The sequence below is a fragment of the Pseudomonas protegens genome, from assembly GCF_013407925.2.
Classification (GTDB): Bacteria; Pseudomonadota; Gammaproteobacteria; order Pseudomonadales; family Pseudomonadaceae; genus Aquipseudomonas; species Aquipseudomonas fluorescens_AP.
The window spans coordinates 1,693,625-1,710,175 of the sequence record NZ_CP060201.1 but is presented as its reverse complement, the minus strand read 5'-3'; the positions used below and the strand labels follow the sequence as shown (position 1 = coordinate 1,710,175).

At 63.4% G+C, this 16,551-nt stretch carries 13 protein-coding genes; 9 read left to right on the top strand and 4 right to left on the bottom strand.

Annotated features, from left to right (window positions below):
• The 5 genes from pcaG (at position 1) to pcaC (ending at position 4,760) form a co-directional block, all read left to right on the top strand.
• Complete coding sequence (gene pcaG / locus GGI48_RS08040; protein ID WP_016965118.1) at positions 1 to 567, top strand: protocatechuate 3,4-dioxygenase subunit alpha; 567 nt, start codon at positions 1 to 3, stop codon at positions 565 to 567.
• A 269-nt stretch (positions 568 to 836) separates the two neighbouring features.
• On the top strand, positions 837 to 2,132 hold the full coding sequence (locus GGI48_RS08035; RefSeq protein ID WP_016965119.1) for an MFS family transporter: 1,296 nt from the start codon (positions 837 to 839) through the stop codon (positions 2,130 to 2,132).
• Positions 2,133 to 2,180: 48 nt separating this feature from the next.
• Entirely contained in the window at positions 2,181 to 3,545 is a 1,365-nt protein-coding gene (locus tag GGI48_RS08030; RefSeq protein ID WP_179597798.1) for a 3-carboxy-cis,cis-muconate cycloisomerase, read from the top strand.
• A gap of 11 nt (positions 3,546 to 3,556) precedes the next feature.
• Positions 3,557 to 4,345 carry a 3-oxoadipate enol-lactonase gene (gene pcaD / locus GGI48_RS08025; RefSeq protein ID WP_179597796.1) on the top strand — a complete coding sequence of 263 codons (789 nt, stop codon included), beginning with the start codon at positions 3,557 to 3,559 and terminating at the stop codon, positions 4,343 to 4,345.
• 22 nt (positions 4,346 to 4,367) lie between these two features.
• Entirely contained in the window at positions 4,368 to 4,760 is a 393-nt protein-coding gene (gene pcaC, locus GGI48_RS08020; RefSeq protein ID WP_016965122.1) for a 4-carboxymuconolactone decarboxylase, read from the top strand.
• A 70-nt stretch (positions 4,761 to 4,830) separates the two neighbouring features.
• Here pcaC and GGI48_RS08015 read toward each other — a convergent pair whose 3' ends face one another.
• On the bottom strand, positions 4,831 to 6,093 hold the full coding sequence (locus GGI48_RS08015) for an OprD family porin (RefSeq protein WP_047302252.1): 1,263 nt from the start codon (positions 6,091 to 6,093) through the stop codon (positions 4,831 to 4,833).
• A gap of 608 nt (positions 6,094 to 6,701) precedes the next feature.
• On the opposite strand from GGI48_RS08015, the gene GGI48_RS08010 reads away from it, so the two are divergent.
• From GGI48_RS08010 to GGI48_RS07995, 4 genes are all read left to right on the top strand, one after another.
• Entirely contained in the window at positions 6,702 to 6,959 is a 258-nt protein-coding gene (locus tag GGI48_RS08010; protein ID WP_016965124.1) for an Os1348 family RiPP precursor, read from the top strand.
• A 93-nt stretch (positions 6,960 to 7,052) separates the two neighbouring features.
• On the top strand, positions 7,053 to 7,523 hold the full coding sequence (locus tag GGI48_RS08005; protein ID WP_016965125.1) for a GNAT family N-acetyltransferase: 471 nt from the start codon (positions 7,053 to 7,055) through the stop codon (positions 7,521 to 7,523).
• Between the two features lie 20 nt (positions 7,524 to 7,543).
• Entirely contained in the window at positions 7,544 to 8,704 is a 1,161-nt protein-coding gene (locus GGI48_RS08000) for an aKG-HExxH-type peptide beta-hydroxylase (protein ID WP_179597794.1), read from the top strand.
• Between the two features lie 15 nt (positions 8,705 to 8,719).
• Positions 8,720 to 10,672 (top strand): DUF692 family multinuclear iron-containing protein, encoded by a 1,953-nt coding sequence (locus GGI48_RS07995; RefSeq protein ID WP_179597792.1) that lies wholly within the window; start codon positions 8,720 to 8,722, stop codon positions 10,670 to 10,672.
• A gap of 61 nt (positions 10,673 to 10,733) precedes the next feature.
• Here the strand turns inward: GGI48_RS07995 and adeC are convergent, their stop codons facing one another.
• From adeC to emhA, 3 genes are read right to left on the bottom strand one after another with little or no spacing between them, the layout of a single operon-like run.
• Entirely contained in the window at positions 10,734 to 12,194 is a 1,461-nt protein-coding gene (gene adeC / locus GGI48_RS07990) for an AdeC/AdeK/OprM family multidrug efflux complex outer membrane factor (RefSeq protein ID WP_047302256.1), read from the bottom strand.
• On the bottom strand, positions 12,191 to 15,337 hold the full coding sequence (locus GGI48_RS07985; RefSeq protein WP_179597790.1) for an efflux RND transporter permease subunit: 3,147 nt from the start codon (positions 15,335 to 15,337) through the stop codon (positions 12,191 to 12,193). Before GGI48_RS07985 ends, adeC begins: the two co-directional genes overlap by 4 nt.
• Positions 15,338 to 15,340: 3 nt before the next feature.
• Complete coding sequence (gene emhA / locus GGI48_RS07980; protein WP_016965055.1) at positions 15,341 to 16,498, bottom strand: efflux RND transporter periplasmic adaptor subunit EmhA; 1,158 nt, start codon at positions 16,496 to 16,498, stop codon at positions 15,341 to 15,343.
• Positions 16,499 to 16,551: the final 53 nt, after the last annotated feature.

Sequence of the window (16,551 nt, the reverse complement as noted above, 5' to 3'; positions counted from 1 at the left end):
ATGACCCTGACCGCGACTACCTCCCATACCGTCGGCCCCTACTACCACATCGGCCTGACCTGGCTGAACCGCGAGGACCTGACCGAAGCAGGCACCCTGGGCGAGCGAGTGGCAATCACCGGCCAGGTGGTGGACGGCAACGGCCACTTCGTCAACGACGCGATGCTGGAAGTCTGGCAAGCCAACGCCGCGGGCAAGTACCGCCATGGCGAGGACGAGCAGGACAAACCCCTGGATCCGCACTTCCAGGGTTTTGGCCGGGTGCCAGTGGACGCCGAAGGGCGCTTTCGCTTCACCACCATCAAGCCGGGCACCGTGCCGGGCCTCAAGGGCACGACCCAGGCACCGCACCTGGTGGTGCTGGTGTTCGCCCGTGGCCTGGTCAAGCACCTGCTGACCCGGATCTACTTCGACGGCGAGCCGGCCAACGCCGGCGACCCGCTGCTGGCCTGCGTACCCGAGGAACGCCGCGGCACCTTGCTGGCCAAGGCCGATGCCGAGGGCCGCTATCAGTGGAACGTGATCCTCCAGGGCACCGACGCCGAAACCGTGTTCTTCGACTACTGAGCCCGAGCACGGTGTAGCCGCTGCCGCAGGCTGCGAACGGCCCGAAGGGACGCGGGGTTCTGAGGTCGCAGCGAGCTTGGCGAGAGAGGGCCAAGCAAGGCTCTTCGGGCCTTTTCGCAGCCTCGCCGTGGCTCGGCAGCGGCTACAGCCGTTACAGGTTGACAGGGTCGATTGACCCCTGCCCGGGAGCGGGCAGGGCGCTATCCACGGGGAACGGGAATGTTGCCAAGTGTGTCTAGACTCACACTGTCCCCCACGAGTGAAAAACCATGACTACAACGACAAGTCACTACACCGCCGAGGAGCGCAGCAAAAGGATCTTTGCCATTGTCGGCGCCTCCTCCGGCAACCTGGTGGAATGGTTCGACTTCTACGTCTATGCCTTTTGCGCCATCTACTTCGCCCCGGCCTTTTTCCCTTCCGACGATCCCACGGTGCAGTTGCTCAACACCGCCGGGGTGTTCGCCGCCGGCTTTTTGATGCGACCCATCGGCGGCTGGCTGTTCGGCCGGGTCGCCGATCGCCACGGGCGCAAGAACTCGATGATGATCTCGGTGCTGATGATGTGCGCCGGTTCCCTGGTCATCGCCTTTCTGCCGACCTACGCCAGCATCGGTGCCTGGGCGCCGTTCCTGCTGCTGGTGGCGCGGCTGTTCCAGGGCCTGTCGGTGGGTGGGGAATACGGCACCACCGCCACCTACATGAGCGAGGTGGCGCTCAAGGGCCAGCGCGGTTTCTTCGCGTCCTTCCAGTACGTGACCCTGATCGGTGGGCAACTGCTGGCGGTGTCGGTGGTGGTGATCCTCCAGCAGTTCCTCGACGAGAGCGAACTCAAGGCCTGGGGCTGGCGCGTTCCGTTCGTGATCGGCGCCATCGCGGCGGTCATCTCGTTGCTGCTGCGGCGTTCGCTGAAGGAAACCACCAGCAAGGAAATGCGCGAGAACAAGGACGCCGGCAGCATCGCCGCGTTGTTCAAGAACCACTCGGCGGCCTTTATCACCGTGCTGGGCTACACCGCCGGCGGCTCGCTGATTTTCTACACCTTCACCACCTACATGCAGAAGTACCTGGTGAACACCGCCGGCATGCACGCCAAGACCGCCAGCTACATCATGACCGGCGCGCTGTTCCTCTACATGTGCATGCAGCCGCTGTTCGGCATGCTCGCGGACAAGATCGGCCGGCGGAACTCCATGCTCTGGTTCGGCGCCCTGGGCACCCTGTTCACGGTGCCGATCCTGCTGACCCTGAAGACCGTCACCAGTCCGTTCCTGGCCTTTGTGCTGATCACCCTGGCCCTGGCCATCGTCAGTTTCTACACCTCCATCAGCGGCCTGGTGAAGGCCGAGATGTTCCCGCCGCAAGTGCGCGCGCTGGGGGTGGGCTTGGCTTATGCGGTGGCCAATGCGATCTTCGGTGGCTCGGCGGAATGGGTGGCCCTGAACTTCAAGAACATGGGCATGGAAAACACCTTCTACTGGTACGTCACGGCGATGATGGCGATCGCCTTCCTGTTCAGCCTGCGCCTGCCGAAACAGGCGGCCTACCTGCACCACGATCTTTGACCTGTGTGCCTGCGCCCGGCTCGGGCGCAGGCTTGCTAAGGACTGTTTATGACCCTGACTGCGAGCAACCAGTTGTTCGATGCCTACTTTACTGCCCGGGAAATGCGCGGCGTGTTCTGCGACCAGGGGCGGGTCCAGGCCATGCTCGACTTCGAGGCGGCCCTGGCGCGGGCCGAGGCGCGGATCGGGCTGATTCCGCAGCGCGCCGTGGCGCCTATCGAGGCGGCCTGCCAGGCGCAATTCTATGATTTCCAGGCCCTGGGCGAGGCGATTGCCACGGCCGGCAACTCGGCGATTCCCCTGGTCAAGGCCCTGGGCAAGCAGATCGCCCAGGGCGATGCCGAGGCCGAACGCTATGTGCACCTGGGCGCCACCAGCCAGGACGTGATGGACAGCGGGCTGGTGCTGCAACTGCGCCGCGCCATGCAGTTGCTGGAGCAGGATCTGCATCGCCTGGGGGACCTGTTGGCGGCCCAGGCCCAGCGCTATGCCGACACACCCCTGGCCGGCCGGACCTGGCTGCAACATGCCACGCCGGTGACCCTGGGGATGAAGATCGCCGGTTGGCTGGGGGCCGTGACCCGCAGCCGCGAACGCCTGCAACAACTCAAGCCGCGCCTGCTGGTGCTGCAGTTTGGCGGAGCTTCCGGAACCCTGGCGGCCCTGGGCGAGCAGGCCCTGCCGATTGCCCGGGCCCTGGCCGAGGAGCTGCAGCTCCGCCTGCCGGAGCAGCCCTGGCACACCCAGCGCGACCGCCTGGTGGAGTTCGCTTCGGTGCTGGGCCTGCTGGCCGGCAGCCTGGGCAAGCTGGGGCGCGATATCAGCCTGCTGATGCAGACCGAGGCGGCGGAAGTCTTCGAGCCTTCGGCACCGGGCAAGGGCGGTTCGTCCACCATGCCGCACAAGCGCAACCCGGTGGGCGCGGCGGTACTGATCAGCGCCGCGACCCGGGTTCCGGGCCTCTTGGCGACGATGTTCGCCGCCATGCCCCAGGAGCACGAGCGCAGCCTCGGCCTGTGGCACGCCGAATGGGAAACCCTGCCGGAGATCTGCTGCCTGGTGTCCGGGGCGCTGCAACAAGCCTTGCTGGTGGCCGAAGGGCTGCAGGTCGACAGCGCCCGCATGGCGCGCAACCTCGACCTGACCCAGGGCCTGGTCCTGGCGGAAGCGGTGAGCATTGAACTGGCCCAGCGCCTGGGCCGGGAAACCGCCCATCACCTGTTGGAACAATGCTGCAAGCGCGCAGTGGCCGAACAACGCCATCTGCGCGAGGTATTGGCGGACGATGCCCGGGTCAGCGCCGAGCTGTCGGCGCCAGAGCTGGATCGTCTGATGGACCCGGCGCATTACCTCGGTCAGGCCCAGGCCTGGGTCGAGCGCGCCGTGGCTGAACATTTTGCCTTGAAGGCCTGAAGGAGACTGCTGTGGGATTCGTGAAACTCGCCGAGGGCGATCTGCACTATCAACTCGAAGGACCAGAGGGCGCGCCGGTACTGGTGCTGTCCAACTCCCTGGGCACCGATCTGCACATGTGGGACAAGCAGATGGCGGCCTTTACCCGGCACTTCCGGGTGCTGCGCATGGACACCCGCGGCCATGGCCGTTCGCTGGTGAGCGAGGGTCCCTACAGCATCGAGCAACTGGGCCGGGATGTACTGGCGTTGCTCGATGCCCTGGATATCCAGCGTGCGCATTTCTGCGGCCTGTCCATGGGCGGCCTGATCGGCCAGTGGCTGGGGATCAATGCCGGCGAGCGTTTGCACAAGCTGGTGGTGTGCAATACCGCCGCCAAGATCGGCGAGCCCTCGGTGTGGAACCCGCGGATCGAAACCGTGCTGCGGGACGGCCCGGCGGCCATGGTGGCACTGCGTGATGCCTCCATCGCCCGCTGGTTCACCGCCGACTTTGCCGAGGCCCATCCCGACCAGGCCAAGCTGATCACTGACATGCTCGCCGCCACGTCGCCGCAAGGCTATGCCGCCAACTGTGCGGCGGTGCGCGATGCGGATTTCCGCGAGCAGCTGGGCGCGATCAAGGTGCCGACCCTGGTGATTGCCGGCAGTGACGACGCCGTGACACCGCCTTCCGGCAGTCACTTCATCCAGCAGCACGTGGCCGGCGCCGAGTACGCCGAGTTCTATGCCGCGCACCTGTCCAACGTCCAGGCCGGCGACGCGTTCAGCGCCCGGGTCGTGGAATTCCTGCTGGCCTGAGCCTCGATTCAAGGAGCCCTTTGTGGACGAGAAACAACGTTATGACGAAGGCATGCAGGTGCGCCGCGCGGTGTTGGGCGATGCCCATGTCGACCGCAGCCTTAATGCCCTGAACGAGTTCAACTCGGAATTCCAGGAAATGATCACCCGCCACGCCTGGGGTGATATCTGGACCCGTCCGGGCCTGCCGCGGCACACCCGCAGCCTGATCACCATCGCCATGCTGATCGGCATGAACCGCAACGAAGAACTCAAGCTGCACCTGCGGGCCGCCGCCAACAACGGCGTGAGCCGTGGCGAGATCAAGGAAGTGATCATGCAGAGCGCGATCTACTGCGGCATCCCGGCGGCCAATGCGACCTTCCACCTGGCCGAATCGGTGTGGGACGAACTGGGCACCGAGTCGCGCCTGTAATCCGTTCCATGGCCCAGCAAAAAGGCCAGCCCGATCACCGGGCTGGCCTTTTTTGTTGGCCGTTGCGTCGTTACAGCAGGCTCAACGGATAGCTGACGATCAGGCGGTTTTCGTCGAACTCGTTGTTGCTGAAATCCCGGCGCATGGTGGAGTTGCGCCATTTCAGGTTGAGGTTCTTCAACGTGCCGCTCTGCACCGTGTAGCCCAGCTCGCTTTCCCGGCCCCATTCCTTGCCGTCGCTGACCGTGGCGGTGTGCACGTTGCTGCCGCTGATGTAGCGGTTCATCAGGGTCAATCCAGGCACGCCGAGGGCGGCGAAGTTGTAGTCATGGCGCAGTTGCCAGGATTTTTCCTGGGCGTTGTCGTAGCTGGCGTTGAAGCTGTCGTTGGCCAGGGTGCCGCCGCTGGTGCCGTTGACCCGCATCCAGGCGCTGGGGCCAGTGAGTTTCTGCAGGCCGACATAGAAGGTGTTGCCGCCGTACTTGGCCGAGAACAGGCCGGACCAGGTGCGGTTTTCCAGATCGCCGGCGCGGGCGCTGCCGTCTTCCTGGCCGTAGAAGAAGCCCAGGTTGGCGCCCAGGGTCCAGTCGCCCAGCGGCTGGGTATGGATCAGGTTGACGAACTGCTGGCGGTAGATGTCCTTGAGCTGGGCATTCCACAGTGCGACCTGGGTGCGCTTGTCGTTGAAGGCGTACTCGGCGCCCTGGAAGTTGAAGCGGTCCGAAGTGAAGGCCGCTTTGCCGAACATCGTCATGTCGCTCATGCTGCTGTCGTCGCGCGGGCTGTTGCCACGGAACTGGCCGCCATAGAGGGTCAGGCCGGCGATTTCCTTCGAGGTGATCTGGCCGCCGCGGAAGGTTTGCGGCAGCGAGCGACCGTCATCGGAGCGCAGGATCGGCAGCACCGGCATCCACTCACCGACCTTGACCTCGGTCTGCGACAACCGGGCCTTGAAGGCCACTCCCAGGCGCCCGAAGTTGTCCGCCGGGCGGCCGTCGTGGTCCAGGGGCAGCAACTGGGTGCCACCGGTGCCCTTGCCACCGTCGAGCTTCACCGAGTACAGGCCCAAGACGTCCATGCCAAAGCCCACGGTGCCCTGGGTGAAGCCGGACTTGGCGTCGAGGATGAAGCTCTGGGTCCACTCTTCGGCCTTGCCCTGGGCCTTGGTCGGGTTGGTGAAGTTGCGGTTGATGTAGAAGTTGCGCAGGTTGAGGTTGGCCTGGGCGTCTTCGAAAAAGCCCGATTCTTCGGCCATTGCCGGCAGGGCGAGGCTGGTCAACGCCAGGGCCAGAAGGCTGGGCACAAGGTGTTGTGGCGGGGTGATTGGCTTCATGTGTCGGTCTCTCTAATTGTTAGGGGTGCAGCAACGCACTGCCGGCAAGAATCTGCGGACAGCGTGCAATACCTTGAGGGTGCAGCGGGTGGGATCAGCCGGAGCGTGCAGGGCGTGGGGGCATGACATCGAACCTGTTGTTATTGGTGTGTTCGGTTGCCGGGAATGGTGCGTTGCCCCCCAGGGGCGATCAATTGGCGAATGGCGGTTTTGGGCGATTAACGAACACTTATCGAGTCCGGTTCAGGGGCTCGGACAACCCCAGGATTCCTGTTGAATCCTGGGGTTGTCCGCGCTGTTCAATCAGGCGTGGTCCTTGTGCTGTATCCCTGGCGCGCCGCAGATTCACTACAAGTGTTTATTGCTTTGGTTGTAAGCCATTGTCCTCAAGTGGCGTACTTATATAAAAGATATAGGAGTAATCGCCAGTTAAACTTTAAATTCGGTATTATCTATTATCGTAAAAAGGTTTAAGCGAAAACTTTGCGTGTGCTGGAAATGCAGACTCGTCTTGCTATATTGAAAACCTCAGGGCGGATAGGGATAAGTTGTAAGTTTCGTCAGGAGAAAAGTTGTTATCGTGCTTTCAATATATAAGGAGAGATACCATGAGTACGAAAGTCAATCAGGAGCGCCTTGCATCAGTAGTCGGCCGTGCACTTCTGGATAAGGACTTTGCGGCACAGTTGCATCAGGATCCTGAAGCGGCCGCCAAAGGCATCGGCGTGCACCTGAGCGCCACCGAAGTGGGCGCCGTGAAAAGTATCGATACGGCAAAACTGACCAGTGCCGGGTCGGCCATTCGCGACAAGATCGGTGTCGCGGCGATCTTTGACACTCAACAGCAACAGGCGCGAATGGACTGAGTGGGGCGTGTGCAGCCCGGTGTGTCGCCCTTCGGTCCGTATGAAGGCGGCACACCGGAATCGGGATTCAAGTTCACAGTGGAGTGCCCGTCCGTGTCCATCAGCCTGGTGTCGATGCAGGAAGCCGACTTCGAGCGTTTCGCCCGGCGAGCCCTGCAGGAGTATGCCGCCGGCATGGTGGCCGCCGGTGAATGGCCGCCGGAGCAGGCATCGTTCCAGGCGGCGGAGGTGTTCCGCCAGTTGCTACCGCAGGGCCGCCTGAGTCCGCACAACCACCTGTGGCGGGCGCTGTATGCAGGGCGGGCAGTGGGTGAGCTGTGGATCGCCGAACGTCAGGCCGGGTCCCGACGGATTGCCTTCATCCTCGATCTCTACATCGAACCGATCGAACGTCGCCGGGGTTACGCCAGGCAGACGCTGCTGGCCGGTGAGTCGCTGGCGCGCGAATGGGGCTGTGATGAAATGCGTTTGCATGTCTTCGGTCGCAACCTTGGGGCGCGTCGTCTTTATGAACTGCTGGGCTATGAAGTCGCCAGCCTGACGATGAGCAAGCCCTTGCCGTGAACTTTAGGGAAGGTTGAACCATGGACAGCGAAAACAGCAAACAAGCGGAACTTTCCATCGACGAGCTGTTTAAGGGCACTACTTTTCTTCCGGACAGCGAACCGCAACGCTTTCTCCAGTTGCAGGAAAAAGTCGCGAAGAATCGCTATACGATGTTCGTCGCGTTATATGCGGAACTGTCAAAGTTGTTTGTTGCGGATTCTGCGTTGCGACTGTTTTTCAAACAGGCGCTGGATATTATTCTGTCGCCGGAAAGTGTCCGTAATCCACTTGTCGCGCATCCGGTATTTCAGATCTGGAGTGTGCTGACGTTTCGTGATGTTAACTATCTATTGACTGGAAAGACCCTGGATGACTGCGACGTTAAAGCCAGGCTGCTGGAGTTTCCCCAAGTGCTGCAACGGATTGAAACTGCGCAGCAGGCACGGCTCGATGAACAGTGCCCGCCGGTGTATCGCTTCGATGTCGATCCGCTGATCACTCAGGTCACGCCCCCCAGTTATGACTACCCGCCAGACGACACGACCCGGCGTCAGCTGGAGCGCGCGGGGTATTCCAAAGAGTTTTTTCGGGATGTCCTGCAACTTGCCCTGCAGCGGATCAAACACACCTGGCCGGCCTGTCATGAACAGTGGCAGGTGCTGGTCAAGGCCGTGTGCTACTTGCCCGACGGCAGTTTTCGCAGCTGCTCCGCGTCCCGCTATACCGGGGTGATCCTGCTGTCGAGCCGGGACAACTCGATACTCGATCTGGAGGAGTCGCTGGTGCATGAGGCGACCCACCAGTTGCTGTACAACGTGGTCGAAGTTGCCGCGGTGGTTGAGCCCCAGGCGTCGCGGGAGGCCCAGTACACCCTGCCCTGGTCGGGGCAGCAACGGGACTTGTACGGCTATTTCCATGCTTTTTACGTCTATATCGCCCTGGTCAAGTACCTGGAACGGGTCCGCGACCGTCCAGCGCAGGAGATGCGCCGGGCCGAGCAGCGCCTGCTGTTCATCCTGCGGGGCTTGAGCAAGGCGCAGGCGGATTTCGCCAGCGCCCCGGGTTTTACCGCGCAGGGGCGGGAACTGCTGGGCAATCTGCTACAGGAGGTGCATCGCCTGGAGCGTCGCCATGCCGGATCGCTGAGTCGGGGCGAGGGCGCCAGCGCCGTTGCCTTGGCCCGGCACGTGACGGCCTGAGCCGGGGAGGCGGACATGCAAGACTTCGATGCTTCGCGTTTCCCCGACGCCGGGGTGGGCCTGGAATACCATTTGCCGCCTGGCGCCGGGAGCGGCGCGGTCGGGCTCGATCCCAGCCTCGAGCGGATTCAGGCCGAAGGGCTGCCGTACTTCGATTACCTGGAGTTTCAACCGACCCACTGCATCCTGCAGCCGCGCTTGAACGAGCTGGGCGGGCAGGTGCCGGTGCTGCTGCACTCGTCGAGCCTGTCCCTGGGCAGCGTCGGCATCGAGATGGACCGGGAATTTCTGCACATGACCCGTCGCCTGTGCCAGCGGACCGCCTCGCCGTGGCTGGCGGAGCACATTTCCTGGTCACGCTTTCAGGGCGGCGATACCCAGCATTTCATCCTGCCAAGCCTGGCCCGGGAAGTGGCCGATACGGTGGTGGCCAATGCCCTCGAGCTGCAGGCCTTCACCGGCACCCCGCTGGTGCTGGAGAACGCGCCCCGGCTGTTTGCCATGGACATCGGCCAGGAGCTGTCCGAAGGCGGATTCATTTGCAGCGTGGTTGAGCGCAGCCACAGCGGTTTTCTCCTGGATCTGGACAGCGCCATCTGCACCGCCCGGGCCTTGGGCTACGACTTGCGCGAGTACCTGCGATCGCTGCCGCTCAAGCGCCTGATCGAGGTGCATGTCGGCGATCCGCGCCGGGACTGGGACATCCTGCGGCAGTTGTTCGGCCATGCACCGCTCAAGGCGGTCACCATCGAGTGGGACATCGCCGATCGCGCCGGCGATCCTGAGCTGGCGGCGCTGATTCGGGAGATCAGGGCGCTGCGGCCCGAGCCGCTGTTCTGGCAGGCAGGCACTCTGGCCGAGCCTCCGGCAACGGCGGCAAGCCCGCTGGATGGCCAGACCCTGTTGCAATTGCGCGCGGGCACCTGGCTGGGGATCGACCGGGAGCGTTTTACCCTGCGCGATCGACAGCGGGCCCTGGACCTGGAGTTGGCGATGCAGTTTCTGCCGCTGGTCCGGCATTTTCTCTGTCCGCGGACCCTGGACAGCGCGCTGCTGCTTCCCGGCGCACTGGAAAATCCCAGCCTGGCGCTGCTCCAGGACCTGATCGACCGGGGGCTGTTGCAGCCCGTGGACGGGCAGGGTACGGGGCCCTCCGAGCCCGAGGCGGCCGGTGATATCTGGAGTCACTGGCAGGTCGCGCTGGATTTCTACCTGGGGACGCGCACGCAAACCGCCACGTCCTACATCAGCGTGGCGCAGATGGAGGAGCAACTGGCCGGCAAGGCGCTGCAGCAGCGCCAGCCGTCGGCGTTCAAGGACTACTTTTCCCATCCGTTCCAGGCCCTGGACAATCCCTTGCTGGCACCGCCTTCGCTGTTTGAGCAGCCACAACTGCTGGAGGTTCTGGCCCGTCGCCAGACCTGCCGGAGCTTCGACGGGGGCCCCATTAGCGCCCTGCAGCTATCGGCGCTGCTGTATTACACCTGGGGAGCGAGTCAGATGCGGCGTAACCCCATGGGGGATTTCTTCCTGAAGAAAACCTCGGCGTCCGGGGGCTCCCTGCATGCCATCGAGGTTTATCCGATCCTGCTCAACGTGCAGGGCCTGGAGACCGGCCTGTATCACTATTCGGTGCGGCGGCACGGGCTTGAACTGCTGTCGCGCGAGGACCCCAGGTCCTGGATCGGTGCGGCGTGCGGCGATCAGCGCTGGATCGAACAGGCCTCGGTGCTGTTCCTGTCCACTGCGTGTCTGCAGCGTCTGGCCTGGAAGTATCCGGGCAGCCGGGCCTTGCGGGTGGCCTTGATGGACTGCGGTCATCTGAGCCAGAGCTTTGCCCTAGTGGCGACCGCCCTGGGGCTCAGGAGTTGCACCACGGCAGCCCTGCGCGACGAGACTTTTGAAACCCGCCTGGGCCTGGACTATCTGCGTGAGCCGGTGTTCTTGCTCAACGGGGTGGGGGGCTGAGGGGCGGAGACATAAAAAAACCCACCATGAGGTGGGTTTTTTCATACAGCCAGAGGCGACATCAGAACAGGTGCAGGGCCGGGGCTTTTTCAGCCAGGGGCTGGTTCTTCCCGGTCTGTTCGCTCCAGCCGCCACCGAGGGCCTTGTACAGGTTGACCTCGCTGGTCAGTTGGGCCAGGCGATCGCTGATCAGCGCCTGCTGGGCACTGAACAGTGAGCGCTGGGCGTCGAGGAAGGTCAGGTTGCTGTCGACCCCGATGCGATAGCGGCGTTCGGCCAGACGGTAGTAGTCCTGGTTGGCGTTGACGAAATCACGCTGGGCCTGCAACTGCTGGTTGTAGGTCTGGCGTGCGGCCAAGCCATCGGAGACTTCCTGGAAGGCGGTCTGGATGGATTTTTCGTACTGGGCCACGCTGATGTCTTTCTGGATCTTCGAGTAGTCCAGGCTGGCGCGCAGGCTGCCGGCGTTGAAGATCGGCAGATTGATCTGCGGCTGGAACAGCCAGGTCCCCGAGCCGCCCTTGAACAGACCCGAGAGGTCCGGGCTCAGGGTGCCGGCGTTGGCGGTCAGGCTGATGCTCGGGAAGAACGCCGCCCGCGCCGCGCCGATATTGGCGTTCGCCGCTTTCAGCTTGTACTCGGCTTCGAGGATGTCCGGACGCCGTTGCAGCAGTTCCGACGGCAGGCCGGCCGGCAGCTCGCTCAACAGATTGGCCGACAGCGGCTGGGCCGCCGGCAGGTTGCTCGGAATCGCCGTGCCCAGCAGCAGGGTCAGGCTGTTTTCATCCTGGGCCACCTGGCGGGTGTAGCGGGCCAGTTGGACCCGGGCGTTTTCCACCGAGGTCCGCGCCTGACTCAGGTCCAGGGCCGAGGCCACGCCCACTTCGTTGCTGCGCGAAGTCAGGCGGTAGCTTTCCTCGTAGGCAGCCAGGGTTTCCTGGGTCAGCTTGAGCAGCTCCTTGTCGGCCTGCCAGGTCATGTAGGCATTGGCCACGCTGGCCACCAGGCTGATTTGCGTGCTGCGCCGGGCCTCTTCGCTGGAGAAGTAGGTTTGCAGGGCTTGCTCGCTCAGGCTGCGAACCCGGCCGAACAGGTCCAGTTCATAAGCGCTGACCCCCACGGTGGCGGAGTACTGGCTGGTGATCCCGGCTTCGCCGGTCTGCGACATGCGTGCCGGCGTGCGCTGGCGGCTGCCGCTGCCGTTGGCCGAAACCGCGGGGAACAGGTCCGCACGCTGGATCTGGTACTGCGCGGCATAGGCGTCGATGTTCAGCGCCGCGACCTTGAGGTCGCGGTTGTTTTCCAGAGCGGTCTGGATCAGCTGTTGCAGCGCCGGGTCGTGGAAGAACTGCCGCCAGCCCTGTTCGGCGGCCGCCACGTTGGCGGCCTCCTTGGGCGAGTAGGCGGGGCCTTGGGGGAATTGCGCCGCCACCGGCGCTTCCGGGCGCTGATAATCGGGTATCAGCGAGCAACCACTTAGCGCGATGGCGGTGATTGCCAGGGAGAGTAGCGACTTGCTCATTGGCCAACCTCATTAGCAGTTGCAGTGGTTTCTGACAGGTCCGCTTTGCGACGACCCATGGACGATACGGTGACGAAGAACAGCGGCACCCAGAAGATCGCCAGGATCGTCGCGGTGAGCATACCGCCGATCACCCCGGTCCCGATCGCATGCTGGCTGCCGGAGCCGGCGCCGGTGGAGATGGCCAGCGGCACCACCCCGAGGACGAAGGCCAGGGAGGTCATGATGATCGGCCGCAGACGCATGCGGCAGGCTTCCACCGCGGCGTCCACCAGGGAGCGTCCCTGTTCGTGCAGTTCCTTGGCGAATTCGACGATCAGAATGGCGTTTTTCGCCGCCAGGCCGATGGTCACCAACAGCCCCACCTGGAAGTACACGTCGTTGGACAGGCCGCGCAGGCTGGTGGCCATCAGCGCACCGATGATCCCCAGCGGCACCACCAGCATGACCGCGATCGGAATCGACCAGCTTTCATACAGCGCTGCCAGACACAGGAAGACCATCAGCAGGGACAAGGCGTACAGCGCAGGTGCCTGGGAGCCCGACAGACGTTCCTCATAGGACAGGCCGGTCCAGGAGATGCCCACGCCCGGCGGCAGCTTGGCGGCCAGCGCTTCGACTTCGGCCATGGCCTCACCGGTACTGTAGCCAGGGGCTGGAGCACCGAGGACTTCCATGGCTTCCACGCCGTTGTAACGGGCCAGTTTCGGCGAACCGTAGATCCACTCGCCCTTGGCGAAGGAGGAGAACGGCACCATGGTCCCGGCGCTGTTGCGCACGTACCACTTCTTCAGGTCTTCGGGGCTCATGCGCGCACCGGCCTGACCCTGGATGTACACCTTCTTCACCCGACCACGGTCGATGAAGTCGTTGACGTAGCTACTGCCCAGGGCAATCGACAAGGTGTTGTTGATGTCGGTGAGGGTCACGCCCAGGGCACTGGCGCGTTCGTCATCGATGCTTAACTGGTACTGCGGCTCATCGTTCAGGCCGTTCGGACGCACCTGGGACAGCACCTTGCTCTGGGCCGCCATGCCGAGGAACTGGTTGCGTGCCGCCATCAGTTTCTCGTGGCCGATACCGGCGCGGTCCTGGAGGAACACGTCGAAACCGGTGGCGTTACCCAACTCCAGTACCGCCGGAGGGGCGAAGGCGAACACCATCGCGTCACGGAAGCTGAAGAAGTGCTGCTGGGCGCGGGCCGCCAGGTTGAACACGCTGTTTTCCGCAGAACGCTCGCCCCACGGCTTGAGCATGATGAAGGCCATGCCCGAGCTCTGGCCGCGACCGGCGAAGTTGAAGCCGTTCACGGTGAACACCGAGGCCACGGTGTCCTTTTCCTGGTCCAGCAGGTAGGCGCGCATTTCATCGACCACCACCTGGGTCCGCTCGGCACTGGAGCCGGCCGGGGTCTGCACCTGGGCGAACAGTACGCCCTGATCTTCTTCGGGCAGGAACGCGGTCGGGATGCGGGTGAACAGCCAGATCATGCCCACGACGATCAAGACGTAGGCCAGCAGGTATGGAGCCTTGTTGCGCAGGATGTTGCCGACCCCGCGCTCGTAGCTTTTTACGCTGCGGTCGAAGGTGCGGTTGAACCAGCCGAAGAAGCCGCGCTTCTCGACCGCGTGCTCGCCCTTGGGGACGGCCTTGAGCATGGTGGCGCACAGCGCCGGGGTGAAGATCAGGGCCACCAGCACCGACAGGGCCATGGCCGACACCACGGTGATCGAGAACTGCTTGTAGATCACCCCCGTGGAGCCGCTGAAGAACGCCATCGGCAGCAGTACCGCGGACAGCACCAGGGCGATACCCACCAGGGCGCCCTGGATCTGGCCCATGGATTTCTTCGTCGCCTCTTTGGGTGACAGGCCTTCCTCGTGCATCACCCGTTCGACGTTTTCCACCACGACGATGGCGTCGTCCACCAGCAAGCCGATGGCCAGCACCATGCCGAACATGGTCAGGGTGTTGATGCTGAAACCGGCCGCCGCGAGGATGCCGAAGGTCCCCAGCAGCACCACCGGCACCGTCATGGTGGTGATCACCGTGGCGCGGAAGTTCTGCAGGAACAGGAACATCACCAGGAACACCAGGACGATCGCTTCCACCAGGGTTTCAACCACACCCTTGATGGATTCGGTGACCACTGGCGTGGTGTCGTAGGGGAATACCACCTTCATGCCTTGCGGGAAGAAGGGTTCCAGGTCGCTGATGGTCTTGCGCAGCGCCTTGGCGGTGTCCAGGGCGTTGGCGCCGTTGGCCAGTTTGACCGCCAGACCGGAAGCCGGCTTGCCGTTGAACTGGGCGCTGATGGCGTAGTTCTCGCCGCCAAGCGCAACGTCGGCAACGTCACCCAGACGCACTTGCGAACCGTCCTTGTTGACCTTCAGCAGGATTGCCTTGAACTGCTCGGCGGTCTGCAGGCGGGTCTTGCCGATGATGGTGGCGTTCAGCTGCTGGCCGGGCAGGGCGGGCAGGCCGCCGAGCTGGCCGGACGACACCTGGACGTTCTGCGCGGCAACCGCGGTCTTCACGTCCACCGGGGTCAGGTTGAAGTTGTTCAGCTTGGCCGGGTCGAGCCAGATCCGCATGGCGTACTGGGCACCGAACACCTGGAAGTCACCGACGCCCGCGGTCCGCGAGATCGGGTCCTGCATGTTCGACACGATGTAGTTCGACAGGTCGTCCTTGGACATGCTGCCGTCTTCGGACACTACGCCAATCACCAGCAGGAAGTTCTTCACCGCCTTGGTCACGCGGATACCCTGCTGCTGCACTTCTTGCGGCAGCAGCGGGGTGGCCAGGTTGAGCTTGTTCTGTACCTGGACCTGCGCGGTGTCCGAGTTGGTGCCCTGCTCGAAGGTGGCGGTGATGGTCATGCTGCCGTCGGAGTTACTTTCCGAGGATACGTAACGCAGGTTGTCGATACCGTTGAGCTGCTGCTCGATCACCTGGACCACGGTGTCCTGCACGGTCTGTGCAGAAGCGCCCGGGTAGGTCACGGAGATCGCAATCGCCGGTGGGGCGATGCTCGGGTACTGGTTGATCGGCAGTTTGAGGATCGATAGAGCCCCGACCAACATGATCACCAGGGCGATTACCCAGGCGAAGATCGGACGGTCGATAAAAAATTTCGACATGGTTTACTCCCCTTTGCCGCCTGCAGCTTTGTCAGTTGCCTGTGCAGGGGCCGGGTTTTTCGCGGCTACGTTGGTGGCTTCGCTGGCCTTGACCTCAATGCCCGGCTTGACGAACTGCAGGCCTTCGGTGATCAGCCGGTCGCCGGCTTTCAGGCCGTCTTCCACCAGCCACTGGCTGCCGACGGTGCGGCTGGCCTTGAGCTGGCGCAGCTCGACCTTGTTGTCCGGGCCAACCACCAGGGCGGTCGGGGTGCCTTTCAAGTCACGGGTCACGCCTTGTTGTGGGGCCAGGATCGCCGCACTGTTGACCCCGGCTTGCAGCTGGGCGTGAACGAACATGCCCGGCAGCAGGGTGTGCTGAGGGTTGGGGAACACGGCGCGCAGGGTCACCGAGCCGGTGGTTTCGTCCACCGAGACTTCGGAGAACTCCAGTTTGCCGTCGAGCTTGTACTGGCTGCCGTCTTCCAGGGTCAGTTTGACCTTGGCGGCGTTGTCGCCGACTTTCTGCAGGCGTCCGCTTTCCAGCTCCCGGCGCAGTTCCAGCAGTTCCACCGAAGACTGGGTGACGTCGACGTAGATCGGGTCCAACTGCTGGATCACCGCCATGGCATCGGCCTGGCCATTGCTCACCAGGGCGCCCTCGGTCACCGAGGAGCGGCCGATGCGACCGGTCAGCGGCGCCAGCACCTTGGTGAACCGCAGGTTGATCTGAGCGCTTTGCAGGGCGGCTTCCGACTGCAGGCGGTTGGCCACGGCGGTGTCGTATTCCTGGCGGCTCACGGCCTGTTCGTTGACCAATTGCTTGTAGCGATCGGAAATCGACTTGGTCGATTGCAGATTGGCCTCGGCACTCTTCAGCGTTGCCTCATAGACCGATGGATCGATCTGATAAAGCTGCTGACCTTCCTTAACATCCCCGCCTTCTTTGAACAGGCGCTTCAGAATGATCCCATTCACCTGCGGGCGAACTTCGGCGATGCGGAACGCTGTGGTCCGGCCCGGTAGTTCTGATGTCAGGGTAAAGGCTTGTGGTTGCAGGGTGACGACGCCGACCTGAGGGGCTTGAGGGGCGGGTGCCGCCTCTTCCTTTTTACATCCGCTGAGCAGCGATGCCAGGGCGACGGCAGTGACCAGAGCGGTAACAGCTGGCTTGAGTTGCATGAAGATCCTCGGGTCAGGCACGCAAGATGCGCACAAGAAAAGTGGAAGGTTAA

Excerpts from the sequence above, each read along its gene's own strand:
- pcaG (WP_016965118.1), top strand. The coding sequence starts at position 1 with ATGACCCTGACCGCGACTACCTCCCATACCGTCGGCCCCTACTACCAC.
- GGI48_RS08035 (WP_016965119.1), top strand. The coding sequence starts at position 837 with ATGACTACAACGACAAGTCACTACACCGCCGAGGAGCGCAGCAAAAGG.
- GGI48_RS08030 (WP_179597798.1), top strand. The coding sequence starts at position 2,181 with ATGACCCTGACTGCGAGCAACCAGTTGTTCGATGCCTACTTTACTGCC.
- GGI48_RS08015 (WP_047302252.1), bottom strand. The coding sequence starts at position 6,093 with ATGAAGCCAATCACCCCGCCACAACACCTTGTGCCCAGCCTTCTGGCC.
- GGI48_RS08010 (WP_016965124.1), top strand. The coding sequence starts at position 6,702 with ATGAGTACGAAAGTCAATCAGGAGCGCCTTGCATCAGTAGTCGGCCGT.
- GGI48_RS08000 (WP_179597794.1), top strand. The coding sequence starts at position 7,544 with ATGGACAGCGAAAACAGCAAACAAGCGGAACTTTCCATCGACGAGCTG.
- GGI48_RS07995 (WP_179597792.1), top strand. The coding sequence starts at position 8,720 with ATGCAAGACTTCGATGCTTCGCGTTTCCCCGACGCCGGGGTGGGCCTG.
- adeC (WP_047302256.1), bottom strand. The coding sequence starts at position 12,194 with ATGAGCAAGTCGCTACTCTCCCTGGCAATCACCGCCATCGCGCTAAGT.
- GGI48_RS07985 (WP_179597790.1), bottom strand. The coding sequence starts at position 15,337 with ATGTCGAAATTTTTTATCGACCGTCCGATCTTCGCCTGGGTAATCGCC.
- emhA (WP_016965055.1), bottom strand. The coding sequence starts at position 16,498 with ATGCAACTCAAGCCAGCTGTTACCGCTCTGGTCACTGCCGTCGCCCTG.